We start from the raw sequence: 25859 nt of genomic DNA, 5'->3' as shown, positions 1-25859 counted from the left end.
TGCTTATGACATTGACCGCAAGCGATGCAAATCGTTAACTGTATATACGTACAGTTAATCCCTCTAAGGCTTGCATCATGAGCATCACCATCCTGGGCCTGTTGGCTACCGGCGGCGAGAAGCTGCCTCTTTATTCATTCAAGGTGCCTGCAGGCTTCCCTTCACCCGCTGCTGACCACATCGAAAAGCACATTTCCCTGGATGAGCTCTTCGATGTACGAGCTCCCCACGTCTATCTCGTGCGGATCGATGGCGACAGCATGCAGGGCGCGGGGATCTATTCGGGGGATATGGTGGTGGTTGATCGAAGCATAGATCCGATCAGTGGGGACATCGTTATAGCTGCGCTTAACTCCGAGCCACTGCTCAAGCGTCTGCATTTGCGCGACAACGCCGTAATACTTCTGTCGGAAAATCCCAAGTATCCGGCAAGGCACGTGATGGAAGGCGACGAACTCATGATTTGGGGTGTAGTGAAATACAGCGTCCGCGATCATGACAACACGTGAACCTGTCTTCGCCCTGATTGACTGCAACTCGTTTTACGCCAGCTGCGAGCGCGTCTTCAGACCGGACCTCGCGAAGACACCTATAGTGGTGCTGTCCAACAACGACGGCTGTGTAATTGCGCGTAGCTACGACGCAAAACCTTTCGTAAAGATGGGCCAGCCGTACTTCCAAATCAAAGATCATCTACGTCGGCATGGGGTTGTGGCGTTCAGCAGTAATTACGCTCTGTACGGCGACATGAGCGAGCGTGTCATGACGATCATTGAATCGTTAGTACCGACACTTGAGGTCTACAGCATTGATGAGGCGTTCGCCGACCTCACCGGTATGCCAGGTGACTTATCTGCGTTTGGCCGGCACATGCGTTCTACCCTTCTCAAACGCACTGGCATTCCTGTCGGGGTTGGAATCGCGCACACCAAGACGCTGGCCAAGCTTGCCAACCATACCGCCAAGCGGCTGCTGGATATCACGGGCGGCGTAGTGGATCTCTGTGATCCCTTCAAACGGGATTGGACGCTGCGCAACACTGATGTCGGCGAGGTCTGGGGCATCGGCAGGCGCATGAAGGCGCATCTGGAAACAATGGGGATCCAGACCGCGATGGACTTGGCCAAAGCCGACCCGTGGATGCTTCGTCAAAAATTCAGCGTGGTGATCGAGAAAACCGCTCGCGAACTTGCCGGCACCCCATGTTTGGAGTTGAGTGAGGCTGATCCACCCAAGCAGGAGATTTGTTGTAGCAGGATGTTCGGCACGCGGCTCACCGAGATTGAGCCAATCAAGGAAGCTGTCGCTACCTACACACAACGCGCGGCGGAAAAGCTCCGAGCTCAAAGCTCACTGTGCAAGAAAATCCGCGTGAGCATTAGAACCGGCATGTTCAACCCTCAGGAAGCGAAGTATGCGAACGGGGCGTTGGTCGAATTACCTTACCCGACCAACGACGTGCGGCTCATGACCAAGGCCGCAACCGAAGCGGTAAACCGTCTATTCCGGCCTGGCTTCAAGTACAGCAAAGCAGAAGTTTTGCTGATGGATCTGCGCCAGCCTGGCGAATTCACTGATGATCTGTTCGCTCATTCTCAACCCGTCATGGCTGATAAGGTGATGAGTGTTTTGGATGAAATCAATGGTCGATGGGGAAAGGGGGTTATTCGGATAGCGAGTGTGCCTGCAGCGCCTGGTTGGGCAATGCGTCGAGAGCTGATGAGTCAGAGCTATACGACGAAGCTTGATCAGTTGTGGACGGTGAAAGCCCGCTAGCGAGGACTCGTTCGGCATCTGCAGCTTAAAAAATGCGCCTCCTATGCCGACTACTTACGGCCCAGAGTGTGTAAAAACACAACTACGCTCAAAAGCCCTGTATCGAATTTTTTCGTTGTACGTTGAAGCCGCGGACGGCTTTGAACTGAATGATGACCGTCCCCTGCCTCAACATTCGCAACGGAATGCAGATGATCGATGTTCCCGCCGTTTTGACAGTCTTTTTGGTTTACCTGGCCGGTGTCGTTATTTCAGGGCCAAATTTCGTTGCAGTAGTCCACAAAGCGGTAGCTGCTACGCGGTCAGGAGCCTTGGCCTTGGCAGTCATTCATCCAAGGGGTCGTTTAACGTGGTGATTGTCACCTTCGGTGCCCAGCCCAAGCCGGTTGACAAAGAGCCGATCGACCCGATGGTGTTCTTCGATGCCGCGGTAGCTGCATTGAAGTAAATCCGCGCCCCGGATGACGTTAGTCTTCGCGGCGCGGAACGACGACAACTGCGGAGCAACGAAGATCGATCTTACGCGGCATCGGAGTAAAATTGACTCAACGTAACGGCTCGCCCTTTTTGTGTCGTAGGTGCGTTCAAACCCCATCACCCATTCAGGAAGTTTGGCTCGCATGATCCCCGTTGCACTGCCCTCCGCCGAACTACTGCTTTACCTTGCCTTTTTCGTCGCCGCGACGCTTTTCTGGTTCGGGTGGACGATAAGGCTGGGGGTTCGATATATCAAAGGTCGCTGGCGCCGCCCTCTCCTCCTGCCTTACATGCTTGTCACCGCGTGTGCGCTTTTTACCCTGTGGCAGTCCGCGGCTTTTTATGTGCAGATGCGCAGCTATGAACGGGAGAGAGAGGCAAGTTATCGCCCGGAACTAGTAGAGCCGATGCGCCTTGGCCAGATCGACATGCCCAAAGGCACAAAACTCGAATTAGCCGTTGCGGATCATCGGGAATCCTTCAAACGAGCCGTGTTTCCACGCCCTGTGCGTATGCTCGATATGGATGCCGTCGAAGTAGCCCGCTACATCGCGATTCAAACCAACGAAAAATACGAAACGGTGGGCTTCACGCCAGAGAACATGCGGCTAACCGGCCACGGCACGACGATGCAGATCGGCTGGCGGTGCAATGCGCTGCAACCGGTGGAGTTTGAGCTCAAGCCAGATGGCGGCGTATCGAGGTTCAGCACCTGTACGCTTGCTGATGGCAATGTAGTCGATGGCATCACCTTGCCCGAAGGCACCTCGCTCCGGGCTTCGACCGGCAATGTCTATGCCGATGGGCTTGTAGACTCTGACCGGTGGGTTCTCGATATGCCGGAAGGCGTGCCCGTGCGTATCGATAATTTCGAGCTTGCGGATGCCAGTATTGCGCTCGACGCAGAGCGAAGGCTCTATGAAGTCAGAGGTGCGGTGCTTTCGAGCGTTGCCACACTCGCAGGGCGCCGTTATGCGGCGGCAAGCGCTATCCGCTTCAATCCGCTCCATATCCGGGAAGACTATGCGGGTGCCTGGTTGATAACCCCACCGCCGGGCGCCGACGGCTCACAGCCGGTAGCGCTCAAGACCATCGTGCAGCGCAGAGACGGAAAGGTATTGGCCACACTTACTGACTAAACGCGCGATCGTTTGAGTGAATGGTTGGCCCAGCATGTGCCGGTCACCTTGCCGGGGGTGCCGAAAGGCAGAGCCGACAGCAACAGGTGCAAACCACTTGGTCCTTCTTCACTGCGAGGGCTGGTTGGCCCTGAGCAGGTGCGCCAGTTTTCCCGCAGCGCTTTTTACCTGGGCGCGGGTGAGCGCGGCAAAGCCCAAGACAAACGCTGGTCCTGGTTGAAGGTTGTGACAAGAATGGCGAAGCGGTTGCAGCTGCAGCCCGACCTGTTTCGCTGCTTCGACTAGCTGGTTTTCGTTTTGGTCTGTAGTCAGCCAGAGAATCAAATGAAAACCCGCGTGTTCACCGCTAAGGGAAACCGGGAACAGACCACGATTTTGGCTCACCTTAATTGGACTGTCTCATAATCGTGGTCTGTCCCCGTTTCCTCTCAATCTGTAACCTGCGGGCAAGGGTTAAACACCTCGGTTACGTCGAGTGTTGTATGCCACGGGACGGCAGTGCCTGACACCATTCCGCCTACGGTCTGCTGTCGACCCGACTTGCGCACATATCCGCCATCCGTCCCAGTGAAGACGTGCTGCCCTGGCTTCGTCAGATAATCAAAGAAACTGACTTTCACAGGCACATTCATTTGCCCACCCGGCGTAATGACGGCGAGCATGATCGCTCGGTCTTTGGTGAATACAACGAACGGTTCGACTCCAGTGCGGCCCCCAACCGTCTTAACGCACTGCACTTGTTCTGGGAGGATGCGTGCGGTTTCCGTGTAGGTGTGGTTGTTGTAGAGGCTGAGGATCAGGCCTTTGCTGGTCAACACTCCCAGGCCTTGAGTGGCTCTGCAGTTGCCTTCGCTTCCATATGGGAACAAGCACCAGTTCGTTTCCGACACGGCTTGAATATCCGATGGTGCAATTTTCAGATCGCGCTGGATTTGGGCTTTTGATTCCGGCGTGTCGTAAGGGATCATCACGCATCCACCGACTGTCACTGCTGCGATAAGGCCTATGGCCGCAGCTACGTTTTGAACTGACGATTTGAAGGTGTTCATTGTTCGCTCTCCTTGCTGTATTACCACCACTGGAAGGCTGTGGCGATTTTGGTAGCGAACCTTACGGTATAGGCGGCTACCAGTCATCCTCGTGCTTATAGCTGCATCGGTAGATGACTTGACTGGACGCTTACATTACGGTGGCGAAATCGTGGATCAATATTTCGGAAATACCGAACCTCGGCTTCTGTTCAGATATTGGCGCCAGGCAGATCCATATCAGGTCTTTTCGCATATCAAGGCCGGAAAAGAGCCACTATCACGTTTTTAGGATTGGCTGTGGACATTTCTTTCGATCAATGCGGTTCAGATAACTGCTATGGGTCGATTGCCGCCTGTGGTGAAGTGCAGCAATCGGCTGATATCGGATGTCCAATTTTGCGGATGATCAGACTGATCCTTCTACAGAAAGGCGTCACGTAGATCTTTAATCACACCGCCTACCGTGAGATCTGTAAGCGCATCTGATGACAGGTCAGTCAACGACGTGGTCTGCATTTTTGTTCCCAGCATCAAGTAGCCGGGAAGCGTGCTCACGAGGTGATGGTTGATAATCCAATGATCGGTTTGATGAATAATAAAATGCGGCGCAATTTCCATATGCAGTATGTCCTGATGAACTGACGTAGCAGAATAGCAACGTCATTTCCCTATGTCCGCTCCTGGCCGAAAGCTGCCTGTCGCCATGAATACCAAAACTTCTCAGGCACAAAAAGCCACTCATTTCTGAGTGGCTTTTTTGTGAATCTTGGAGCGGGAAACGAGACTCGCATCTGGCGTCCGACCCATTGAAATCTAAAGGGTTCCTTTTCTTGCCGAGGCAGGAAAAGACTTGATTCTGGACTTGTTTTGGAGTGTATCAAGGGCCAAGAAGGCGTGATTCCGAGCAACGCTATTCCATTCGCGAGCGTACCTTGCCCAAACCAAAGAATCATTGACTGTCGACCTGGGTCCTCAACAGGTCTTCGAACGCCAACTGTGGCATGGGCTTACCATACAACCAACCCTGCGCACTCTGGCACCCATAAAGTTGCAAGAACGCTTGCTGGGAGGCCTCTTCGACACCTTCGGCAACCAGGGTCAACCGCAGGCTGTGAGCCATGGAGATGATCGCCTTGACCAACTCGGCGCTGTCGCGATTGTGTTCAATGTCGTTGATAAAGGAGCGGTCGATCTTGAGCGTTTCGATGGGCAGGCGACTCAAGTAGCTGAGGGCCGAGTAGCCGGTGCCAAAATCATCGATCGCGATAGTCAACCCCAACGCATTCAGTTGTTCCAGTGTCTCGCGTACGGCGACGCTGTTGTCCAGCAATAGACCTTCGGTAATTTCCAGTTCAAGCCAGCCCGGCTCGCAGCCGGTGTCTCGCAGGATCGTACACACCGACGTGAGCAGGTCGTTCATCTGGAACTGTCGCGGCGACAGATTGACCGCGATTCTCAGCGGCGGACAACGATTGTCGCGATTCCACTCGACAACACGGCGGCAGGCACTTTCCAACACCCATTCACCGATACCGACGATCAATCCGGTTTCCTCGGCAATGGGGATGAAAGTGTCCGGGGCGATGAGCCCGTGTTGCGGATGTTGCCAGCGCAACAAGGCTTCGGCGCCGATCACGCAGCCACTGATCAGATCGATCTGCGGCTGGTAATGCAATACCAACTCATCATTGCGCTGGGCATGGCGCAAGCTGGCCGCCAATGCCAGCCGTTCGGTGGATCTTTGGGTCATGCTCGGCGAGTACAGTTGCACGTTGTTACGCCCGTGGGTCTTGGCGCTGTACATGGCCGAATCGGCGAACTGCACCAGCTCATCGATGTTCTCGGTGCCCGCCACGCCATGGGCGATCCCGAGGCTGCCCGATACGAAGACCTCCCGGTCCTGAATCTTATAAACGCCTGTAATGGACTTAAGAATTCCCCGCCCCTTGTTTTCCAGCTCCAGAGGGGTATCCAGCTGGGAAGACAGAATCAGGGCGAACTCATCGCCGCCCAGGCGTGCCACGTTGTCGTGACCGCACACCGAGCGCCGCAACCGCCGGGCGGCCTCGCGCAGCAGCTCATCGCCGGCGCCATGCCCCAGGGTATCGTTGACAGCCTTGAAGTTGTCGAGATCGAGAATTGCGACCGCGACCTGGCTTCCGTTGCGTCCGGCCTTGAGCAAGGCTTCCTGCAGACACTCCTTGAACCGTTCGCGGTTGGGTAGCCCTGTCAATGCGTCGTAGAACGCCTGTTCATGCAGCCGTTGCTGATAGCTTTTAAGCTCGCTGACATCCTGGGCAGTCCCGAACATTCGCAAGGGCACGCCACCGGCGTCGTACTCGATGGTCAGGCAGGTCTGCAGGTGCAGCTCCCGATCACCCACCGCCATGCAATAGTCCAGCGCCAGAAATACGCTGTGCTTCGAGAAGGCGTGGTACACGCTCTCCAGAACACGGGCACGGTCCTTGAGCACCAGCATGTCCAGCAGTTCTTGTTGAGTCGGCGCCCAATGCCGCGGTTTATCGACCATGCGACAGAGCTCCGCGGACAGCTTCAAGCTGCCGCGCCGAAAGTCCTGTTGCCAATGACCGAAGCGGGCCAGGGCCTCGGCCTGTTCGAGTCGCCGCTCAGCAGCCTTGAGTCTGGAGATATCCCGGCCCACGGCCAGGACACTGACCACCGCGCCGAAAGCATCTCTCTCCGGCACAATACGAATATGGCTGGCGATCAGTGCGCCGTCCGCGCCGGACCAGGTCAGCTCGTACTCGTCGGGTTGGCCGCTGTGTAAAACCCCGAATAATTTAGCCTCATAGGCGAGCATCTCGGGAGTTTGCCGCCCATGGCTGGGGCTCTTGCCGAGCAGCGTCACGGCAGGTACCCCGGCCATATGTGCGAACGCCGGGTTGAGGTAGGTCCGCAAGCCATTGTGGTCGTATCGCGCAATGGTATCCGGGGTGTTTTCGACCAGAGTGCGCAGAGTCTGTTCGTCGCTTGGCAACTGCCATTCTGGATGATCAGTCATTGGCGGACGGCCTGGAGCGGGTGAAAGGATTCGTTTGTTGCATGGTTCATGACCTTTGGCATTCGGTGATCGACGATCATCACCTTGAACGGCTTCATGCCCGTCTGGTTGCGGATGCGTCCGCAGGGGTTATGTGCTTGAGGCAAACGTGACCTCTCCACAGGTCTACAAATCGGCTCCGTGACGTCACGTCCTTTGTCAGACAATGAAATGCTTGACCACGACGTTGAGCTCGTCAGCGAGTGTCGCGAGCTCCCGGCTGGCCGCATGGGTCTGGTTCGCCGCACTTGACGTCTGTGCCGAGACATCCCGAATGTCGAGCAGATTGCTGTCCACCTCGCGCGCGACATGGGACTGCTCCTGGGTCGAGCTGGCAATGCTCACGTTGCGCTCGTTGATTTGAACGATGGCGGCTGCAATCGCGCCGAGTGCGGCGCCCGCCTGACGCGTCATTACCAGCGTGTCGCGGGTCCTGCCATTGCTTTCGTGCATGGCGCCGAGGGCGTCCTGGCTGCCCTTGCGCACCGCGCCGATGATGCTTTCAATCTGCCGCGTCGACTCCTGGGTCCGCTGTGCCAACGCCCGCACCTCATCCGCCACCACGGCGAAGCCGCGTCCGCTTTCACCGGCCCTCGCGGCTTCGATCGCCGCGTTCAGGGCCAGCATGTTGGTTTGCTCGGCGATACCTCGGATGACATCCAGTACGGAGGCAATGCCACCTATCTGCCCATCCAGCACTTGGAGAGCGTCGGTGGTGTGTTCAATCTCACCGGTCAGCGATGCCATGGCGTCGACGGCCCGACCGACACTCTCCTGGCCCTCGCGGGAGCTCTGGTCAGCGGACTGGGCCACTTCGGAAGCCGAGACGGCATTGCGCGCCACCTCCTCGATCGCGACGGTCATTTCAGTAACGGCGGTCACGGCTTGATCCAACTCGTTGTTCTGCCGCGTCAAGCCCCGGCTGGCCTCATCGGATACCGAGTTCAGTTCACCGGCCGTCGAAGCAAGACGTCCGGCGCAACCCACGATGTGCTGGACGGTGCTGCGCAATCCTTGCTGCATCTGATCCAAGGCCCCCAGCAAGCGTGCCGGTTCATCCGCGCCGGGCGACTCGATCGGGTGACTCAGGTCCCCTGCGGTAATGCGCTCCGCGGCCGTCAAGGCGGCGCTCAACTGCCGCAAAAGACGAAGCACCATGGACGTGGCCAGCACAGCCCCGACCAACAACATCACCAACAGACCGCCGGTCATCAGCATGATGTCGTTTCGGGCGCTGTCACGTCGGGCTTCAAGCGCCTGCGCGAGCGCGTCCAACGCCGGCCGGTTGAAGGCAAACAATGCATCGATGGTGCGTGTGTAGGTCGCCAGGTAATCGGCGACCGGATAGTCGGGCTCATTGGCCAAGATCAGTTGGGTGTCGGTCAGCTTGAGCGCCTGCTCGACCTGCGGACCCAGTTTGGCCAAAGGCCTCCCGAGCAATGCGCTGAATGACGGGCTGGCGCCATTGACCTTGGTGAATGCCCTGGTCAGCTTGCCGAAGCTGTTCGTTGCCTGGGTCGTCAAGCTGCTGAGGGTGGCACGTTGTTCCGGTTGGATTTGCCCTTGGGAGAGCAGCAGCGCCCCCGTCGTGCTCAATTGCGCGAGCAATTCACTGGTCTGTGGCAGTTCGACCAAAGCCCCGGTGATCAGGTAATAGGTTTCGAAGATCGGATCCAGCGACAGCTCGAAATGGTCGAGCAGCGAGTCCTCCAGTTGGAGGCTAGCCGCGACCAACTGGGCGTGCAACGTCTGGCTTTGAACACCATTGACCGCACCTCGGGAGATCTGGCCAGCCAATTCACCCCATTGCCGGTGAGCCTTGCGCAGCGCCTCCAGAATGCCGGAAGGCACCTGGGATTTGCTCAACTCACGCTCGGTCAAATCAAAGGCTTGTTCAACTTCGGCCTGTTTTTTCTGCCTTGTTTCAATTAATGCGCGGCTGCCGCCCAGCACCGCGGAGGAAAGACTGCTGTGCTGTTGCGTCAGCTGAATCAGGTGCAACAACTCCTGCACCGGTTGCATGCCGAGAGATTCTTGCACGGCCTGGCGACTCTGGCCCATGGCGCCGAGAATGAACAACGACGTAGGCGCGGCGATCAGCGCCAGGCACAACACAGCCAACAATGAAAACTTGCCAGGCAAGGACAATCGATCAAGCATGTTCATGAACGGGTTCTCGGGGGCCAGGAGAAATCGGGTACCCAATCCATGGGCGTAACATCATGTCGGCAAGCAGTCCTGTATTACGGATCAGCTCAGCTAACGTACGGCGTTGGATTGGCTCGTCGCGGATCCGGGCCGTACGACCAACAGCGTCGTCCTCTCGTCATTGACCGTGACGGGTGCGAAGGCGAAATCGACGCCAACCCGGCTGTCGAAGCTCGTGGTCGGGTCGATCTGGATCGAAGGGATCTGCAGTATTGCGCCGACCCCATCGGCCAGTACCCCGACTCTTTGCAAGTGATCGCCTACGGGCACCTCCAGGATGGCAATTTTCGTATGCTCCCCGATCCGTGTGGGCTGTTTATGCATCTGGATACCCAGGTCGACCACTGGCACCAAGGTACCGTCCAGTACGATTGCCCTGCGAACCTGCCTCGACGGGCCAACCCCGCCAACGAGCCGAGCGCCCTGGACCACGGAATGGACATTGCTCATGCTCACCGCGAACGCTGCACCACCGAGCATGAAGGAAAGATAAAGCCTGTTGGGTGGAACCTCATCGGCAGCCCGACGGGGCGCAACGGCCGCATGGCTAAGCGTTTCGCTTTTTTCGAGCATGCGTTCGGTCAAATCCGCCAGATAAAACAATTTTTCCGCGAGTTGAGCTGAACTCATCCCTCTCGTCGGCAATGGCGGGGTCTGCTGCGTGATTGCGCCACTCGCTTGAACGCCGACCGCGTCGTTGTCCATCACCGTCACCTGGTCATTACCCCGCGTACAGAGATCGCCCGGTTGCTCGGGGACGGTGCGCGGATAGCGTCGGTAGTAAACAATCAGGGCGACAAGCATCAGCGCACCTGGGGCCATGGCCAGGCACAGCCAGAGTGTTACATCAGCGCTGCTCATGCATCGACCGCTCGATCATCTGCCACACCCTGGAGCACCGCGAGTTCATCCACCGACAGCACGCGTCCAATGTCCAGGAGAATGACAAACCGCCCGCCGATCTTGCCCATGCCCTGAATGAAGTCGGCGCGAATATGCGCGCCGAAAGCCGGCGGCGGTTCGATGTCCGCCGAGGCGATTTCCAGCACCTCATTGACCGCGTCGACCAGCACACCGATCACTTGCTGCTCACCGGCATGGACCACTTCCAGAATGACGATACAAGTACGCCGGCCGACCGCTGTTCGCTGTCCGCCGAAGCGCGCGCCCAGGTCGATGACCGGCACCACGGCTCCCCGCAGGTTGATGACCCCGCGGATACTGGGCGGCATCATCGGAACGGCGGTGAGCCGGCCATGCTCGATGATTTCCATGACGCTGAGGGTGCCAACGGCGAACTGCTCGTCGCCGAGGGTGAACGTCAGGTACTGCCGGGCCTGCGGCGCGGTTTCAGGGTTTCGCATTGTTATCGACTGGCCCATGCCATCATTCCTCGAAACGCACGAAACCGGCCGGCACGGCCTGGCCATGAGGGCGGGGCAGCCCGTTGAGCGCCAGTGGCATCACGTCCTTGCGCGGGGTGGCCGAACGAGTGGACGATGGGATGACGCGCTCCTTGCTTCTCTGCTCCTCAAGACTGAAGAACCCCATGAGTTGCTGCAATTGCTCGGCCTGACCGCTCATTTCTTCAGCGGTGGCGGCCAACTCCTCGGAGGCAGAGGCGTTTTGTTGGGTGATCTGGTTGAGCTGATTCATCGCCGTATTGATTTGGCTGACGCCCGAGGATTGCTCTTCGGACGCGGCGGAAATTTCCTGCACCAGGTCACTGGTCTTGGCGATACCCGGCACGATCTCATTGAGCAGGCTGCCGGCGCGCTCGGCCAGGGCAACAGAGCCCTTGGCGACCTCGCCGATTTCCTGGGCGGCGACCTGGCTGCGTTCGGCCAACTTGCGTACTTCGGCGGCGACCACGGCAAAACCCTTGCCGTGGTCGCCGGCGCGGGCGGCTTCGATGGCAGCGTTGAGCGCAAGCAGATTGGTCTGGTACGCGATGTCATCGATGATGCCGATTTTCTCGGCGATGCTCTTCATCGCGATCACCGTGTCCTTGACCGCCTCGCCCCCCTCGCGGGCCTGCCGAGAGGCGTTGCCGGCCATGCCGTCGGTCACCCGGGCGTTCTCGGTGTTCTGTTCGATGGAGGCCGACATCTGCTCGACCGAGGCCGACGTTTCCTCGACGCTGGCCGCCTGCTCGCTGGAGGCATGGCTCATCGATTGGGCCGTGGCAGAGACCTGTTCCGACGCGCTGCTCAAGGCATTCGCGGCGCCACGTACTTCACCGATGATCTGCGACAGCTTCTCGGCCATGCCTTTCATGGCGGCGAGCATGCTGCCCGAATCGTTATGGCGCAGCGGGATCGCCACGCTGAGGTCGCCGTCGGCGATACGCCGGGCAATTTCGGCGGCCAGTTGCGGCTCGCCGCCCAGTTGACGCGTCAGGCTGCGGGTAATCCACAGCGCCAGGCCGATGCCGATGAGCAGCGCGGCACCCAACAGCGTGAAAGACAGCAGGCGGGTCTGATCGTATTCGGCTTGTTCCATTTTGTCGTTGTCGGAAAAGGATGCTTCCTGCAGCTCGATCATGTCGTTGAGCAACTTGGTGTACAGGGTTTTCGCCTGAGCCAAGTCACCGTAGAGCAAGTCGATTGCTTGGTCGTCCAGACTCGCCGTTGCCAACTCGACGAGCTGGTCCACGAACCGGACATAGGCCCCTCGGGCGCTCTGGATATCTTTGAACAGGTCCCGCTCCTGCACGTTATCCAACAGCTTCTCCAGGATATCCAAGTTCTTTTCCTGGTCCTGGCGGATCGCCTGGTAGCGGTCGCGAAGCTGTTTGAGTTGCTGCTCGTCAGACTTGAGAATCAAGTCGCGCAACGTAGCGCTCGTATCGCTCACCCCGTTGTTGATGTCGTTGCTGACCTGGACCTTCGGGTAGGCGTTATCGGTGATGTCGTCCACGATCATATGGACGTTGAACAGACCGTTCATGCCGGTAAGGGCCAGCGCCAGCATCATTGCAAGCATCATTGCAAGCATCACGGCGTAGCCGGAACCCAGCTTGGTGGCGACCCGCATGTTGGAAAAAACGCTCATCATCATATTTCTCAGTTTTGTAGTTGAGATGAATCCGGGCACGCAGCGATCATCGCTGCGTGGCCAGTGTTCGTTGTTTCGTTCCCGCGATTCGCTTGATCAACCCGGCAACATCCAGGATCAGCGCCACTTCGCCGTTGCCCAGGATGGTGAAGCCGCCCAGGCCACCCAGTTGGCCAAAGAGCTTGCCCAACGGTTTGATCACGGTCTGGAATTCGCCCAATAGACGATCCACCACGAACCCCGCGCGCTGCCCGGCGAATTGCACCACCACCACGTTTTCCCTGCGCGCAGGCTCCCCTTCGACGTCAAACAGCTCGCGCAGGCGGATGAACGGCAACACCTCGCCACGCAGGTTGAGATAGTCCAGCCCGTCGTTGGCCGGCAACTCGATGCACTCCACCACCATGTCCTGTGGGATCACATAACTGGCGTTGCCGACCCCCACCATGAAACCGTCGATGATCGCCAGGGTCAGCGGCAGGCGAATCCGCAGCGTGGTGCCCTGCCCTTCGATGCTGTCCAGCTCCAGGCTGCCGCGCAATGCGGTGATGTTGCGCTTGACCACGTCCATGCCGACGCCGCGCCCGGAGAGGTTGCTGATCTGCTCGGCGGTGGAGAAGCCCGGCTCGAAGATCAGGTTGAAGATGTCGTTTTCCGCCAGATGCTGCCCTTCGCCGACCAGCCCGCGCTCGATGGCCTTGCGCAGGATTTTTTCCTTGTGCAAGCCGCCGCCGTCGTCGGCGACCTCAATGACGATGCTCCCGGCATCGTGATAGGCATTGAGGCGCAACGTGCCATGGGCCGGCTTGCCTTGGGCCAGGCGCACCTCGGCGGGTTCGATACCGTGGTCCATGGCATTGCGGACCAGGTGGGTCAGCGGATCACCGATGCGCTCCACCAGGGTCTTGTCCAGCTCGGTCTCGCCGCCGCTGATTTCCAGGCGAATATCCTTGCCCATCTCCCTGGACACATCGCGGACCACCCGCTGGAAACGGTTGAAGGTCGAGCCGATCTGCACCATGCGCAGGGTCAGTGCCGAATCGCGGACTTCTTCCACCAGACGCGCCAGGACCGCCGTGGCTTCCATCAGCTCGCTGGCGCCGGTGTTCCTGGCAGCGAGGTTGGCGCCCGCGCCGGCGATGATCAGTTCGCCGATCAGGTTGATCAATTGGTCGAGCTTGCCGGCATCGACGCGGATCAGACTGTTCTCGCTCCTGCGACTGTCCTGGACCTGCTGCGGTGCATTCGATACGGGATCGCGGGGGATCGCAGCGGGAGCCGGAGGCTCGACCGGCACCGGATCGGCCGGAGGCTGCCGTGGCGGCTGTTCCAGTGGAACTGCGCCCGTAGCGGCAGTGACCTCGCAACAACGGATGAAAATAATTTCAGCCAGGCGCTGGCGCTCCTCCGGCAGCTCCCGAACCATCTGACGGTATTCATCGGTCTTGCAGTGCGGCGACAGAATATGCACTTGGCTGTCGTCACGAATGAACTCGAAGACATTCTCGAGGGTGGCTTGATCGACATCGCCATGAAAGCCGATCTCGAAGCCCAGGTAACAACTCTCCGGATCCATTTGCGCCGCGTGGGGCAGAGCGTCGTTGAGGGTGACGATGTGGCAGATTCGCCCCAGCGTGGCCAGGTAACGGATGAACGCCAGGGGGTCCATGCCGTTGCGCAGCAGGTCAAGACTGAAGCGCAAGGAAATGTGCCAATGGTCGGCAGTCCTGGATTCACCGCCGCTTTCAATGCCGGGTTCATGCTCGACCAGCGACGTACCGCCCGGCTGGGTGCCGAGGCCTGGCGTCGATTCAGATTCGTCGCCCAGAAATCCACGCAGCACGCTGAGCAGGTTGACGCCGTTGTCACGAACGTTCTGCGGCGCGGATTCGTTGCCGTCCGCCGCCAGTCTCACCAATACGCCGATGTGATCGCAGGCCTGCAAGAACAGCGCGGTCAACTGCGCGTTGAACTGCAACTGCCGGTCACGAACACGGTCCAGCACACTCTCTGCGACATGGGTAAAGGAAACGATATCGTCCAGACCAAACAGACCCGCCGAGCCTTTGATGGTATGGGCGGCGCGAAAGATTGCGTTGATCGTGTCGGGGTCATCCGCTGCCGATTCGATCCGCAGCAGGGCTTCTTCCATCTGTTGCAGCAGTTCCAGGCTTTCGACGATGAAGGTCTGCTGCGCGTCGTCCAGGTTCATGAGCATTGCTTCTTCACCACCGGTTGGATTGCAACGGGACAGGGTCACCGAACAGGACGGCTAGACCGCATAGCGCGAACACCTCCAACACCGCTGGGCTGTGATTGGCCAATCGCAGTTGCCGGTTGCGCAGGTTCGTCTCCTTCTTCGCCATGATCAGCAGTTGCAACCCGGCGGTATCCAGCTCCTGTACCCCGCCCAAGTCGAGTTCGAGGTCTTCATCCTGGGCGATCAGATCGTCCAGGCGTTTTTTCCATTCAGCCGCGGTGTAGATGTTCAGCTCGCCCTCGATGAAGAGGTGCTGATGAGCGTTGGGATACATGGTTTGGATTCTCTTCAACCAATGCCGGCATATCGCGTGCGGCATCGATAGGATTGCGAAATTTCAGGGCAGAACGAGTTTGGACACTGCCGTAAGCATCTGCGCCGGCTGGAAGGGTTTGACCACCCACGCCCTGGCACCGGCCGCCTGGCCTTCCTGTTTCCTGGCGTCGCTCACCTCGGTGGTGAGCATGATGACCGGCGTGAATTTGTAGGCGGGCAATTGCTTGGCCGCCCGAACGAATGAAAGCCCGTCCATGTTCGGCATGTTTACGTCACTGATGATCAGGTGCAGTTTGCGACCGTCCAGCTTGCTCAGGGCATCTTTGCCGTCGCAGGCTTCAACGGTGTCGTAACCGGCGCTTTTCAAGGCGATGCTGACAACCTGGCGCAGGGACGCGGAATCGTCGACGATCATGATGGTCTTGGCCATTGAGGGCTCCTAGAAAAAGGTGATTTCGGATTCGTTGCTTGGCGCGCCCTTGGCATTACCCCGGTGCACGTCATGCAGCTCGGGCATGGTGTAGGTTCGGGCCAACTGTTCCAGCCAGGCATCGGCGTCAATGGGTGTTGGCATCTGGCCCGCGGCGCTGTCCCGTTGCCCCTGGGCAAGGTGCTCATGGAGCTTTTCCATGTCGTTGCGAACCAGGCTCAGCACTTGGTTGACACGATCCTGGAACTGCAGGCTGACCAGCACCTGGGCGATTTCCTGGCCGACGGACTGGCTTTCCTTGCGCAATTCATGGGAGGAATCGAAGAGCGTGGTGGTGGCGCTGCGAAAACTGTCGATGACTTGCTCGATGACCTGGCCGGATCGATTGACGGTGGCTTCGTCCTGCTCGGCATATTGACGAGAAATTGCCAGGGTATTGGCGATGGCCGCACTCACCGTGTTTACCGTGTCGCCGATACGCTTGCCGGTTTCACCGGACAGGCTCGACAGTTTACGAATCTCATCCGCCACCACGGCGAAACCACGGCCGACCTCTCCGGCACGGGCGGCCTCGATGGCGGCATTGAGCGCGACCAGATTGGTCTGCTTGGCGATATTGCCGACATCCTGGGCCATCGTTTGCAACTGTTCGGTGAGGGCGGAGAGTGCCATCACTTCATGCAGGAGCGTTTCCTTGGTGGTCAAAGCGGCGCGCAGCGAAGCGATGATGGCGTCGAGCTCCCGCTGGCTGGTACCGAACAGCTCGACCAGCCCTCCTTCCGCCGCCGCGCCATCCTGCGCGCCCGAAACTGCCCGCTCGACACGCATGGATATCTCGGCAAAATGTGTCGCCAACGTCGTGATGGCTTCTTCGGTGTGACTGCGGGCAACTTCGATTTGGCCCGTCCATATCGGCAACACGCCTTGGCATACCGGTTCCAGGCCGCAGCGACACAGGGCTACGGGAGATTGCAGCGCTTGGCGCTCATGGTCGATGGAATCGAACGCGACACGTCGCCCAGGGTTACGCGAACGGTAATAAAAGGCCGTAGCCACGCCCAGCGCCAAAAGTAGAATGGCAAGCCCTACGGACTGCGTGTCCATCACCCCGCCCGCCAGTACACAGGCGGCGCCCAGGATCGCCAGTAGAAGAAATGCGATCGGGGCCCCCGACGAATCGGGAACCTGGGTGTTGATTGTTGCGCTCAATCTGGACTCTCCTCCAACGGCCGGAACTGATAGCAGCGGCGAACGCCGGCCGTCTTGCGTCAAAAAATCTGGCGGCACAATGCCACCCACCCATCATGCAGAGCTTGGGTATGACCCAACCATCGGACCAGGCTGGTTTTACCGTAGGCACCACGGCGACTTCGGTAGGAATCGCCCTACTTCATTCAACGGCGCCGGGCCACCGCGGATGGCGAAAAAAAAGACGAAGACAGGTGCCCGGGGCGCTCGTCGTCGAGCGCCTCGATCAGGTGGGCAATGGATGCCCGGGAGGCTTTTAGAGGGAATTTTTGAATGGGATGGAGGCAACGTTCTAGGGTGGTTCAGAGCACCCCATGCTTGATGGCATAGCGGACGATATCGGCCGTGCTGGTGAACCCCATCTTTTCCATCAGGCGCGCCTTGTGGGTGCTGACGGTCTTGTGGCTGATCGCCAACTCCTCGGCGATCCGCGAGACGCTGAGCCCCTGGGCAAGCTGACGCATGACTTGCAGTTCTCGGTCGGTGAGCCCGTCGTGCTGGCTATGGGGGCCCAACCCGCTGGCGGCGAATGCCATTTGCTCGGCCAGCCCGGCATCGATGTACCGACCTCCAGCCGCTACCCGACGAATCGCCGCGAGCAGGGTTTCGGGGTCACGGTCCTTGGTCAGATAGCCTGAAGCCCCCGACCTGAACGCACGCTGGGCAATCTGCACCTCGTTGTGCATGCTCAGCACAAGAATCGGCAACTTCGGATAGTGAAAGCGAATGCGCGCCACCAGATCGTCGCCACAGATGCCCGGCATGCTCATGTCGAGCAGCAGCAGGTCGATCTCGGTCACTCGCAGTTGCTCGAGCAACATCGCACCGTTTTCCGCTTCGGCGACGACCCGCACATCGGGCGCCAGGGCAAACAGTTGCTTCAGACCTTCACGCATGATGGCGTGATCGTCGGTAATCATCAGTCGTATCATAGGAGTTCCGGGCCCGGCTGAAAGGGAATGTACACTCGGACACGGGTCCCCTGCCCGGGTGCACTGTCTATGATTACCGTTCCCCCCACCATGTGTCCGCGCTCACGCATGCCGAGCAACCCCAACGTGCCCTCGGGCAATTGTTGAGGATCAAACCCCCGACCGTCGTCACACACTTCGATCTGCAAGTGCTCGGCATCGTGCTCCAGGTGAATATTCACCCGTCTGGCACGGGAATGGCGACCGACATTGGTCAGGGACTCCTGGATCACCCGGAAGATCGCGGTGGCACGCTCGTCATCGAGTGCCAGTCGAGTCGAGGGTGCCTTGAGCCGACACTCGATGCCGGTATTGCGAGTGAACTCGGACACCAGCCATTCGAGCGCGGAGATCAGGCCCATGTTGAGCGCGGAGGGGCGCAGGCTGGTGGCAACGTTACGCACGACCTGAAGTATTTCGTCAACCCGCAGCATCAAGACCTGGACACGCTCCACCAACTGCGGCTGGTCATTGCCGAATTGCAGGCGCAGCAACGAAATGCCCATGCGCAACGCGGATAACTGCTGCCCCAATTCGTCGTGAATTTCCCGAGCGATGTGCTTGCGTTCTTCCTCGCGCGTGCTTTCACGACGACTGGACAGTAGACGCAATTGCGCGTGGGACTCCTTGAGTCGTCGTTCCGCCGCGCGCCAGGCACTGACGTTGCGACCGACGGTGAGAATACCGACCAGCGCGCCTTTTTTATCGCGCTCCGGTACCAGACGGACCTGATAACAGACCGGCTCGGAGTCTTGTCCTGCCGGTAGATCCAGCGTCAGCTCCGCTTCGCCGGCTTGACCGCTGCGCAGTACCTGCTCGACCTTGCCCTGGAAGGATCGTGCCAGACCCGAGCCGGGCGATACCTGCCTGAATGTTCTACCGAGCAGAGCCCCCTGCGACTGATCGAGCATGCCTTCCATCGCCGGGTTGACGTACAGGAAGCGGCACTTGGAATCGAAGCGGGCAATGACATCGGGGGTGTGATCGAAAATATCCCGGTAACGCTTCTCGCTTTCGCGCAGCAGCGTCTCGGCGTATTTACGCTCGATGGCGATGGCAGCCAGGTGGCTGGCCTGGTAAATCAATTTGAGGTCGCTGTCGGTTGGCCTGCCTGGCCGGCGTAAAAAGATACTGAAGATACCCAGGACCTTCCCCGAGGAGTCTTTGATCGGCTCCGACCAACAGGCTCGCAATCCGGCCTTGACGGCCGGCCCCCTGACGGCGGCACAGCAACGATCGACACTCATGTCTTCGACAATGATCGTAGAGTTACGCCAGGCCGCTGCGTCGCCCTCCTCCGAGATGTCGATATCCCCCACCGCTTGTAGATAGTCGGCCGGCACGCTTGATGCGGTAATAAGGCGCAAATGGCGAGCGTCATCGCTCACCAGCCTGATGCTGGCGAGAAATTCCGGCCGGACCTGCTCGATATAAGCCGTCACCAGCGATAAAACCTCAACCAGCGGAGCGCCCTGCGCCAGGCGCTCGAAAATGCAAAGCCGGGCCTCCTCCAGGCGCTCGTGACGCTTGAGCGCGGTGATGTCGTAACCCTTGACCAAAATGCTGGTCACCGATCCGTCCGCGCCTCGCTCGGCGTTTATCTGGAAGGCGTGCACCACCCTTTCTCCGCTTGCAGCGTTCGGCCACTCCAGAACGGTTTCCAGCGGTTCGCCGGTACGTATCACTTGACGCAACAGCCCCAGATAGTCCTCCACCGCCATGTTGGCGGTCCAGCCATCCTCGATCGGCGTTAGCAACGCTCGGGCAGCCGGTATACCCGTATACCGTTCGAAAGCGGGGTTGACGTAAGTGCGTCGACAATCGAGGTCGTAACGGATAATCATGTTCAGCGAGTTCTCCGCCAATGCGCGGAACTGCTGCTCACTGCTCAGCAGGCGAAGCTCCATGCGCTTGCGTTCGCTGATATCGCGACTGATCCCGACGATCCGATAGATGGATCCCTGTTGGTCACGGACGGGAATGAACGTCGAGTGCAGGGATACGGACCCGGCCGGAAGATCGAGTTCAGTGCTCCACTCGATGATCTCGCCACGGGCCAGGCAGCTCATCAAACCTTCCATGACTTTATGCCCTGCCCGCGGCACGATCTCGCCCAGGCAGCGACCGATCAGTTCTTGGCGGTCAAGCCCCGACACGCGTTCGAAGGCTGCATTGACCTCTATGTATCGGAACTGTCGATCTTCGGTGATTTCCAACAGGTAGAGGCAGTCGGAGCTGTTGTCGAAGACTTCCCGATAGCGCTTCTCGCTTTCCTGGCGCGCCGCGTGCAGGCGCCTGCGCTCGGTGATGTCACGGGCCAGTTCCAGGCTGTAGCTCTGACCGTCCAGCTCTAGATAAGTGATGCTCAGCTCGACAGGAAAAATGCGTCCATCGCTGGCCAGGTGACGACTCTCGATGATCTCGGGCGTTCGCTGCCCGGCATAGTTCCAGTCCTCCAGTATCTGCTCATTCGTCCAATCCGGGTCTATTTCGGCGACGGTCATGCCGAGCAGTTCCGTGCGGCTGTAGCCCAGGCTTCGACAGGCTTCGTCGTTGACATAGCGAAACCGGGCCTGGCGGTCGATCAGGTAGGCGGCCTCGTGTACATGGCTCAGCGCAAGGTCCAGCAAGGACAGGCGCTCTTCGGCTTTGAGGAGACGGCTCAGGTCTTCTATCTGGACGACGAAATACAAGGGCGTGGCGTCGGCGCCCCGGATGGCGCTAACGGTGAGTTGAACCCTCACATACTCGCCGTTGCGGTGCCGGTAACGCTTGTCCATTCGCAGGTAGGAAACACCCTCCCTGGCGAGGAACCCGCCCCATTCCAGCTCCTCGGAAAAGTCATCCGGATGAGTCAATGCCTGGCTGCTGGTTTGGAGTAGCTCATCTTCCTCGCGACCGAGCAACTCACAGAAGTAGCGATTGACGCGCAACCAGCGCCCGTCGAGTCCCAGCAAGGCCATGCCGATGGCAACGGACTCGAAGGCCAGACGAAAGCGTTCTTCGCTGTCCATCAATGCCTGTTCGATGCGTTTACGCTCACTGATGTCGTGCAGGAAACCGAACCAGATAATCGAGCCATCCGCCTCCAGCGTTGGCGTAGAACGCCCTTCGAGCCAGATCTCGCCCTTTAGCGGATGGTGTACCCGGTATTCGCATTGCCAGGGACTGAGCGTACGTCCCGATTCGGCAATCGATGCCCTGACTCGATCAAGGTCCTCGGTATGAATACGCTCGAACAGGATATTGGCGTCATGCTCAAGCTCCTCCCGGCTAACCCCATAATATTCTTCGTAGCCTGGAGAGGCCCAGGGCATGGAAACCTCGCCATCGCAACCCAGTCGAAAAGTGCCGATGATGCCCGGCGCCGTTTCCACGATCCGCTGCAGCCACTGGTCCTGCTCCAGGCATGCGTCCAGGCTTCGAGCCGCTGCACTCGGTTCGATCTCGCAAAGAAGCCACCCCTCGACCACGGTCGACTTCGTGCGCCCGAGCAGTACGCTGCCGTCCTGGCGTCGATAGCGCAGTTCAACCGCTGCACCGGCGAAGTGAGCCGGCACGATTCGGCCATCCACGGCACGCGGAAACCTGCCATCAGGGTCGTGGAGCAACGCCTGGATATCAACGTCGGGCAGTTGCGCCGGCGCGTAGCCGAACAACTCAGCAAAAACACCGTTGGCTTTCACTATCCGGCCCTGGCCGTCCAACAGCACCAGCGCCGCCGAGACCAGATCGAAGACGGCATCGAAGAGTCGGGCTTGCGCCATCCGTGGGGGGGAAATATCCGTTTCCATAGAGAGCTTCATCAGCACTTCGCTCTAGCGTTGCTTATGGACAAGGACCGGTCGGTTTTCGGTCGGTGACGACGCAAGCTCATCAAGACCTGCCCGGAGTATGGTGCATCGCTCGGCTTTTTGTCATACGACTTAACGCCTAGTGGCCTGTGTGGCTAATTCGTGCACCCAACTTCGGCGCCAGAACTTGCCAGCCTGCGTTGCCATTCCTCGCCGTAGCGGGCTACGACTCGTCATGGCGCCTTGCCTGGCAAGCCCTGGCACTCGAATTTGAGTACTCGAATTAACCGTACAGGCCACTAGTGGAGCCCGGTATTGGCAGGACCAACAGACAGGCTCAAACATTTTCCGAGGCGAGATCATATAAATAATAGCTATTCTTACCGCTGCCCTTGGCTTGATACATGGCGATATCCGCCTTGCGCAGAAGACTTGCGGTGTCCGTGGCATGATCGGGACACAGGCTGATCCCCAGGCTGGCGCCGACGCCGATCCGCCGACCTTCAATGTAGAAGGGGCTGGACAGCGCGGCGACGATATTGGACGCGACTTGCCTGGCCTGATCGGCATTCACCCCATTTTCCAGGATGACCGCGAACTCGTCGCCGCCGATCCGGCACACCACATCGGTGCTGCGCAACGTTTCCCGCAGGCGCTCGGCGACCAGGATCAGCAGGCTGTCGCCGGTCTCGTGGCCGAGGGTATCGTTGACGATCTTGAAGTCATCGAGATCGATGAACAACACCGCGCATGATGTAGCGTAGCGCATCACCTCCGCGACCGCGGTTTCGAGCTTTTCCTTGAAGTAGTGGCGGTTGTACAGCCCGGTTACCGGATCCTGATAGGCCAGTTGATTCAACTGCTGCTGTGCCAATCGACGCTGTTGCAGCTCGGCACTGATGCGCGCATCGTGACTTTCGAGTTGATCCATCATGTCATTGAAACTGCGAGCGAGTCGGCCGGTCTCGTCGTTTCCATAGACCGTCGCTCGCAGACTGAAATCCTGATAAGCGCGCACCCGCTCGGTCAGTTTTACCAGGTTCTGCAACGGTTGCACGATGCTGGACGCCATTCGCTGGGAGAGAACGAAGGACAAGTACAAGGCCGCCGCGGCCGCCAACGCGCCGAACAGGGCCTGCAACGCCAGGCGCTGGTAGAGCGAGGCAAAGCTTGCATGCACCGCGACACTGCCGATGGTCTTGCCATGGAGCTCTACCGGCCGACGCACCAGCAGGGACCGCCAGCCGATTTCTTCGATCCCATCATGATTCACAACTTCTTCGGTCGGGTCACGCCGATAGATCGCCAACTCACGCCCATCGTTCAGCACGAACGCTGCCCAGGTGATATCCGAGACGTGTCGCAGGGAGACCAGTGTTTCGTACGCTTCGTCGGCGTTTCCGAACACGATCGCCGCCGACCCATTACTGCCGACCACCAGGGCGTGAGCCGTGATGTCCTCCGCCAGGGCACGGCGCTGATTGATGAATTGGTAGCTCAGCAGCGTCACCAACAGCACCGCCATGGCGGCCGAGGTCAGCTTGAACCCAGTGTGAATGACCTTGGCGCGCAAAGGGAGATCCTCGAAACGTAGACGAGCCATGTGCTCAAGACCTGTCCGCTACAAAGCTGGCAAGCTTGAGCAGTCGAGCGCTGAAGCCCAGGCGCGCCCGTCGCGCCGCAATCAGGTTGACGTCGAACACAATACGTTGGCCCTGCCTTCGCATCTCGATCATGACCCCCTGATCGGCGAAACCGGCGGCATCGGTGATGGTCAGCACCGGCGTCGCGGCCAGTTGCCGCAGCAGAGAATCAAGGGAACGACGGTTGTGTTCATCGATATAAAGGACCTGGCAGCCCGTGAGCGGATCATCAGGCAGAACCCGGCGCATGGTGATGGGCAGGCCGTTCTGGACACGCTTGCCTTGCAACTGGGCGAGCTCATCGTCCAGCGGCGTGGTGCCCAGCACGCACAATTGAAAATTGACGTCAGGCAACGTTGGCCACTCGGCGAACAGGGCAAAATTGTATAAATAGGCCGCTTTCATGGCGCGTTCATCCACTCCCGAGTCGGCCCTCACCACTTGGGCGGACAGGTACAGGGCAACCAAGACCAACAGGTGGCGCGCGGCGATTTTCATTGGAACGCATACCCCACGCTCAACCACAGGCTACGCTCACCACGCTCGGAAAGATCGGCGCTGTTCTGGACATCGAAGAGAGAGGCATCGAGGTAACGCCGGTCGAAGAGATTGCGTACCGCGGCGGTAACGCTCACCCCAGGCATCACATCCCGACTGGTGAAGGTCAGGTCGGTGATCGTATAGCCGCCGGTACTTATTCCCGGCGCCACCAGCCTGCGCCCCACGTACCGGGCAGCGAGACTGGCCCGCAGCCGCTCCTCTGCCAGCGGCACGGACACCTGCAGTTTGCTCAAGTGTCGGGGTGAATTGACTCGATCACGGCCAAGATTGTCCTCCGAACGCTGCCAGGCATGGCTGCCCTTGAGCTGGATCTCGCGCCATTGCCATTGGGCTTCGAGTTCCGCGCCCTGGGTATCGATCCGCTCCAGCGAAGGGTCCGAGAAACGACCGACGGGATCGGTAATGCGATAACGATAGAGAGTGCCCAACAAGCGGAAATCGCCCCGGCGGTGGTCCGCCACGAATTCGGTGGTGGTGACACGCTCCGACTCGACCGCGGGGAGATCATTGAGGGTCGTCTCGTTCCGGCTCGCAAAGCGCGTAGCGCTGCCGTGGGATACCGACAATGTGGTGTCCGTCAGGCCTGTATAGAGCAAGGCCATCCGAGGGTTGCTACGGGTCACTGAATCCTGGCCACTGCGCTGGTCGACGCGCATGCCCAGGTTCAGGCTCAGGTCATGGCGCAGGGCAATTTCGTCCTGGGCGTAAAGGCTGAACGTTTGGGTCGACGTCTCGCTGTGATCCGTTTCGTGTTCGTCGAGGCGAGGAAAATACTGGTGTATTTGCTGATCCTGACGGTAGTCGTTGCGGTATTCACTGCCCAGCACCAGGCGATGTCCGGAAAGCGCGACGCTACTGACCGTGCCCTCCAGATCCCACCACCGGCCGTCCGCGCGAATGTCCTCGATGAAATGGCGCCCATCATCGATGGGCTCGCGATAGGCGCTGCGGTAAAGATAACGGCCGTGGGAAAGCCGCACGGATGAACGAAAACTCCCGAAGTCGGCATCGTGGCCAAGCTTCAAGAAGTCGTTGCGATCGGAAAAATCCCAATGGGAATCGAGGGGAATCGTCAGTTCCTGTTGCCCGCGTTCGACGAATGCGCCCTCGATGCTCCAGGCATCCTGGGACCCCTTGATGAACAACCGCTTCCCGTCCTCAGCATCACGCAGGGCACCGTCAGCGAGCGGCGTATCAGGAAGTTCGGCTTGGGACGCCGAGGTCGAGACCAACCACTCCCCACCGTTGTCCAGACGCGTACCCCAACTGGCGCGGACCTTGCGATCCTGGTTCGAGCCCGCGGTCATGGCGACCTGGCTGCCGTCCAGATCGCGCCCCCTGAGCGTCACGACGTTGATCACCCCGAGAAAGGCACTGTTGCCGTACAGCGCCGAGCCCGGACCTGGTGCGTACTCGACGCGGTCGATCAGCTCGGTGTCGAGCAGCCCATCCTCGCCGAGGTAGATCTGGCTGAAGATGTTGTCGGCAACCGGCTGACCATCGATGCGCAACATGACGCGTCCTGCGTACTCGCCAGGAGCACCATAGCCACGCCCGCCAAGAAAATAGTAAGCCCCGTCAAAGCCGATGTTGAGGCCGCGCATGTTATTGAGGATCTCACCCAGCGTCCTGTAGCCGAAGCGGTGTATTTCTTCCGCCGTAACCACCGAAACGGCCGACGGCGCGTCGGTGAGCTGCTGAGAGAATTGGGCCGCGCCCACGACTTTGGTCTCGAGCAGTTGCTCGAACGGAATGACCGTCAGATCCTGGGCGGTCGCCATCCGTGACAACAGCCAGAAACCCGACAGGCAGAGACTCTGCAATGTAGATCGCATGAACATCGGAGCGACGGGGTGAGATGGCATGATCTGGATAGGATTCTCTGGATCTTGACGCTGGCGTTTCTGATCCGGTCGGCGTTGGCTTC

At 59.2% G+C, this 25859-nt stretch carries 18 protein-coding genes and 4 pseudogenes; 4 read left to right on the top strand and 18 right to left on the bottom strand.

The window, feature by feature from the left end; genetic code table 11:
* Nucleotides 1-77: 77 nt before the first annotated feature.
* The 4 genes and pseudogenes from ACLK1G_RS00490 (at nt 78) to ACLK1G_RS00475 (ending at nt 3392) form a co-directional block, all read left to right on the top strand.
* Complete coding sequence (locus tag ACLK1G_RS00490) at nt 78-509, top strand: LexA family protein (protein ID WP_420763597.1); 432 nt, start codon at nt 78-80, stop codon at nt 507-509.
* Nucleotides 496-1776: a Y-family DNA polymerase gene (locus tag ACLK1G_RS00485; protein ID WP_420763596.1), complete on the top strand. Its 1281-nt coding sequence runs from the start codon at nt 496-498 to the stop codon at nt 1774-1776. The genes ACLK1G_RS00490 and ACLK1G_RS00485 overlap by 14 nt, the downstream gene beginning before the upstream one ends.
* Nucleotides 1777-1967: 191 nt before the next feature.
* Nucleotides 1968-2096 (top strand): annotated as a pseudogene (locus ACLK1G_RS00480) (LysE family translocator); the annotation flags it as partial.
* 300 nt (nt 2097-2396) lie between these two features.
* Entirely contained in the window at nt 2397-3392 is a 996-nt protein-coding gene (locus tag ACLK1G_RS00475; protein WP_420763595.1) for a hypothetical protein, read from the top strand.
* Nucleotides 3393-3820: 428 nt separating this feature from the next.
* Here the strand turns inward: ACLK1G_RS00475 and ACLK1G_RS00470 are convergent, their stop codons facing one another.
* The 18 genes and pseudogenes from ACLK1G_RS00470 to ACLK1G_RS00385 all read right to left on the bottom strand — a co-directional run bounded on the left by ACLK1G_RS00470 (nt 3821) and on the right by ACLK1G_RS00385 (nt 25767).
* Nucleotides 3821-4441 carry a hypothetical protein gene (locus ACLK1G_RS00470; protein ID WP_420763594.1) on the bottom strand — a complete coding sequence of 207 codons (621 nt, stop codon included), beginning with the start codon at nt 4439-4441 and terminating at the stop codon, nt 3821-3823.
* A 402-nt stretch (nt 4442-4843) separates the two neighbouring features.
* Nucleotides 4844-5041 carry a hypothetical protein gene (locus tag ACLK1G_RS00465; RefSeq protein ID WP_420763593.1) on the bottom strand — a complete coding sequence of 66 codons (198 nt, stop codon included), beginning with the start codon at nt 5039-5041 and terminating at the stop codon, nt 4844-4846.
* Nucleotides 5042-5372: 331 nt separating this feature from the next.
* Nucleotides 5373-7445 (bottom strand): EAL domain-containing protein, encoded by a 2073-nt coding sequence (locus ACLK1G_RS00460; RefSeq protein ID WP_420763592.1) that lies wholly within the window; start codon nt 7443-7445, stop codon nt 5373-5375.
* 198 nt (nt 7446-7643) lie between these two features.
* A complete protein-coding gene (locus ACLK1G_RS00455; protein WP_420764023.1) occupies nt 7644-8507 on the bottom strand; it encodes a methyl-accepting chemotaxis protein in 864 nt (287 codons plus the stop codon).
* Nucleotides 8502-8642: pseudogene (locus tag ACLK1G_RS00450) on the bottom strand (HAMP domain-containing protein); the annotation flags it as partial. The gene ACLK1G_RS00455 and the pseudogene ACLK1G_RS00450, both read right to left, overlap by 6 nt.
* A 1101-nt stretch (nt 8643-9743) precedes the next feature.
* Nucleotides 9744-10553: a chemotaxis protein CheW gene (locus tag ACLK1G_RS00445; RefSeq protein WP_420763591.1), complete on the bottom strand. Its 810-nt coding sequence runs from the start codon at nt 10551-10553 to the stop codon at nt 9744-9746.
* Nucleotides 10550-11074 (bottom strand): chemotaxis protein CheW, encoded by a 525-nt coding sequence (locus ACLK1G_RS00440; protein ID WP_420763590.1) that lies wholly within the window; start codon nt 11072-11074, stop codon nt 10550-10552. Before ACLK1G_RS00440 ends, ACLK1G_RS00445 begins: the two co-directional genes overlap by 4 nt.
* A gap of 4 nt (nt 11075-11078) precedes the next feature.
* A pseudogene (locus tag ACLK1G_RS00435) lies at nt 11079-12098 on the bottom strand (methyl-accepting chemotaxis protein); the annotation flags it as partial.
* 126 nt (nt 12099-12224) lie between these two features.
* Nucleotides 12225-12728 (bottom strand): annotated as a pseudogene (locus tag ACLK1G_RS00430) (MCP four helix bundle domain-containing protein); the annotation flags it as partial.
* Nucleotides 12729-12795: 67 nt separating this feature from the next.
* Nucleotides 12796-14961 carry a chemotaxis protein CheA gene (locus tag ACLK1G_RS00425; protein ID WP_420763589.1) on the bottom strand — a complete coding sequence of 722 codons (2166 nt, stop codon included), beginning with the start codon at nt 14959-14961 and terminating at the stop codon, nt 12796-12798.
* A gap of 13 nt (nt 14962-14974) precedes the next feature.
* Nucleotides 14975-15283 carry an STAS domain-containing protein gene (locus ACLK1G_RS00420; RefSeq protein WP_420763588.1) on the bottom strand — a complete coding sequence of 103 codons (309 nt, stop codon included), beginning with the start codon at nt 15281-15283 and terminating at the stop codon, nt 14975-14977.
* A 63-nt stretch (nt 15284-15346) separates the two neighbouring features.
* Nucleotides 15347-15715 carry a response regulator gene (locus ACLK1G_RS00415; protein ID WP_204126558.1) on the bottom strand — a complete coding sequence of 123 codons (369 nt, stop codon included), beginning with the start codon at nt 15713-15715 and terminating at the stop codon, nt 15347-15349.
* 9 nt (nt 15716-15724) lie between these two features.
* Nucleotides 15725-16543: a methyl-accepting chemotaxis protein gene (locus ACLK1G_RS00410; RefSeq protein WP_420764022.1), complete on the bottom strand. Its 819-nt coding sequence runs from the start codon at nt 16541-16543 to the stop codon at nt 15725-15727.
* 722 nt (nt 16544-17265) lie between these two features.
* Complete coding sequence (locus ACLK1G_RS00405) at nt 17266-17895, bottom strand: response regulator (RefSeq protein WP_420763587.1); 630 nt, start codon at nt 17893-17895, stop codon at nt 17266-17268.
* Nucleotides 17892-21740: a PAS domain S-box protein gene (locus ACLK1G_RS00400; protein WP_420763586.1), complete on the bottom strand. Its 3849-nt coding sequence runs from the start codon at nt 21738-21740 to the stop codon at nt 17892-17894. Before ACLK1G_RS00400 ends, ACLK1G_RS00405 begins: the two co-directional genes overlap by 4 nt.
* 325 nt (nt 21741-22065) lie before the next feature.
* Nucleotides 22066-23331, bottom strand: coding sequence for a diguanylate cyclase domain-containing protein (locus ACLK1G_RS00395; protein ID WP_420763585.1), 1266 nt, complete (start codon nt 23329-23331; stop codon nt 22066-22068).
* A gap of 4 nt (nt 23332-23335) precedes the next feature.
* Nucleotides 23336-23869 carry a YfiR family protein gene (locus ACLK1G_RS00390; protein ID WP_420763584.1) on the bottom strand — a complete coding sequence of 178 codons (534 nt, stop codon included), beginning with the start codon at nt 23867-23869 and terminating at the stop codon, nt 23336-23338.
* The gene (locus ACLK1G_RS00385) at nt 23866-25767 is read right to left on the bottom strand and encodes a TonB-dependent receptor plug domain-containing protein (protein WP_420763583.1); all 1902 of its coding nucleotides are present in this window, start codon (nt 25765-25767) and stop codon (nt 23866-23868) included. Before ACLK1G_RS00385 ends, ACLK1G_RS00390 begins: the two co-directional genes overlap by 4 nt.
* Between the last annotated feature and the right edge of the window lie 92 nt (nt 25768-25859).

The sequence above is a fragment of the Pseudomonas algeriensis genome (assembly GCF_048847255.1).
In the GTDB taxonomy this organism is placed as follows: domain Bacteria; phylum Pseudomonadota; class Gammaproteobacteria; order Pseudomonadales; family Pseudomonadaceae; genus Aquipseudomonas.
The sequence above is the reverse complement of the archived record's forward strand: the minus strand, read 5'-3'. Positions and strand labels throughout refer to the sequence as shown.

What these genes read in the sequence shown, in the direction of transcription:
- ACLK1G_RS00490 (WP_420763597.1), top strand. Translation starts at nt 78, where the DNA reads ATGAGCATCACCATCCTGGGCCTGTTGGCTACCGGCGGCGAGAAGCTG.
- ACLK1G_RS00485 (WP_420763596.1), top strand. Translation starts at nt 496, where the DNA reads ATGACAACACGTGAACCTGTCTTCGCCCTGATTGACTGCAACTCGTTT.
- ACLK1G_RS00475 (WP_420763595.1), top strand. Translation starts at nt 2,397, where the DNA reads ATGATCCCCGTTGCACTGCCCTCCGCCGAACTACTGCTTTACCTTGCC.
- ACLK1G_RS00470 (WP_420763594.1), bottom strand. Translation starts at nt 4,441, where the DNA reads ATGAACACCTTCAAATCGTCAGTTCAAAACGTAGCTGCGGCCATAGGC.
- ACLK1G_RS00465 (WP_420763593.1), bottom strand. Translation starts at nt 5,041, where the DNA reads ATGGAAATTGCGCCGCATTTTATTATTCATCAAACCGATCATTGGATT.
- ACLK1G_RS00460 (WP_420763592.1), bottom strand. Translation starts at nt 7,445, where the DNA reads ATGACTGATCATCCAGAATGGCAGTTGCCAAGCGACGAACAGACTCTG.
- ACLK1G_RS00455 (WP_420764023.1), bottom strand. Translation starts at nt 8,507, where the DNA reads ATGCAGCAAGGATTGCGCAGCACCGTCCAGCACATCGTGGGTTGCGCC.
- ACLK1G_RS00445 (WP_420763591.1), bottom strand. Translation starts at nt 10,553, where the DNA reads ATGAGCAGCGCTGATGTAACACTCTGGCTGTGCCTGGCCATGGCCCCA.
- ACLK1G_RS00440 (WP_420763590.1), bottom strand. Translation starts at nt 11,074, where the DNA reads ATGGGCCAGTCGATAACAATGCGAAACCCTGAAACCGCGCCGCAGGCC.
- ACLK1G_RS00425 (WP_420763589.1), bottom strand. Translation starts at nt 14,961, where the DNA reads ATGAACCTGGACGACGCGCAGCAGACCTTCATCGTCGAAAGCCTGGAA.
- ACLK1G_RS00420 (WP_420763588.1), bottom strand. Translation starts at nt 15,283, where the DNA reads ATGTATCCCAACGCTCATCAGCACCTCTTCATCGAGGGCGAGCTGAAC.
- ACLK1G_RS00415 (WP_204126558.1), bottom strand. Translation starts at nt 15,715, where the DNA reads ATGGCCAAGACCATCATGATCGTCGACGATTCCGCGTCCCTGCGCCAG.
- ACLK1G_RS00410 (WP_420764022.1), bottom strand. Translation starts at nt 16,543, where the DNA reads ATGCGTGTCGAGCGGGCAGTTTCGGGCGCGCAGGATGGCGCGGCGGCG.
- ACLK1G_RS00405 (WP_420763587.1), bottom strand. Translation starts at nt 17,895, where the DNA reads ATGATACGACTGATGATTACCGACGATCACGCCATCATGCGTGAAGGT.
- ACLK1G_RS00400 (WP_420763586.1), bottom strand. Translation starts at nt 21,740, where the DNA reads ATGAAGCTCTCTATGGAAACGGATATTTCCCCCCCACGGATGGCGCAA.
- ACLK1G_RS00395 (WP_420763585.1), bottom strand. Translation starts at nt 23,331, where the DNA reads ATGGCTCGTCTACGTTTCGAGGATCTCCCTTTGCGCGCCAAGGTCATT.
- ACLK1G_RS00390 (WP_420763584.1), bottom strand. Translation starts at nt 23,869, where the DNA reads ATGAAAATCGCCGCGCGCCACCTGTTGGTCTTGGTTGCCCTGTACCTG.
- ACLK1G_RS00385 (WP_420763583.1), bottom strand. Translation starts at nt 25,767, where the DNA reads ATGCGATCTACATTGCAGAGTCTCTGCCTGTCGGGTTTCTGGCTGTTG.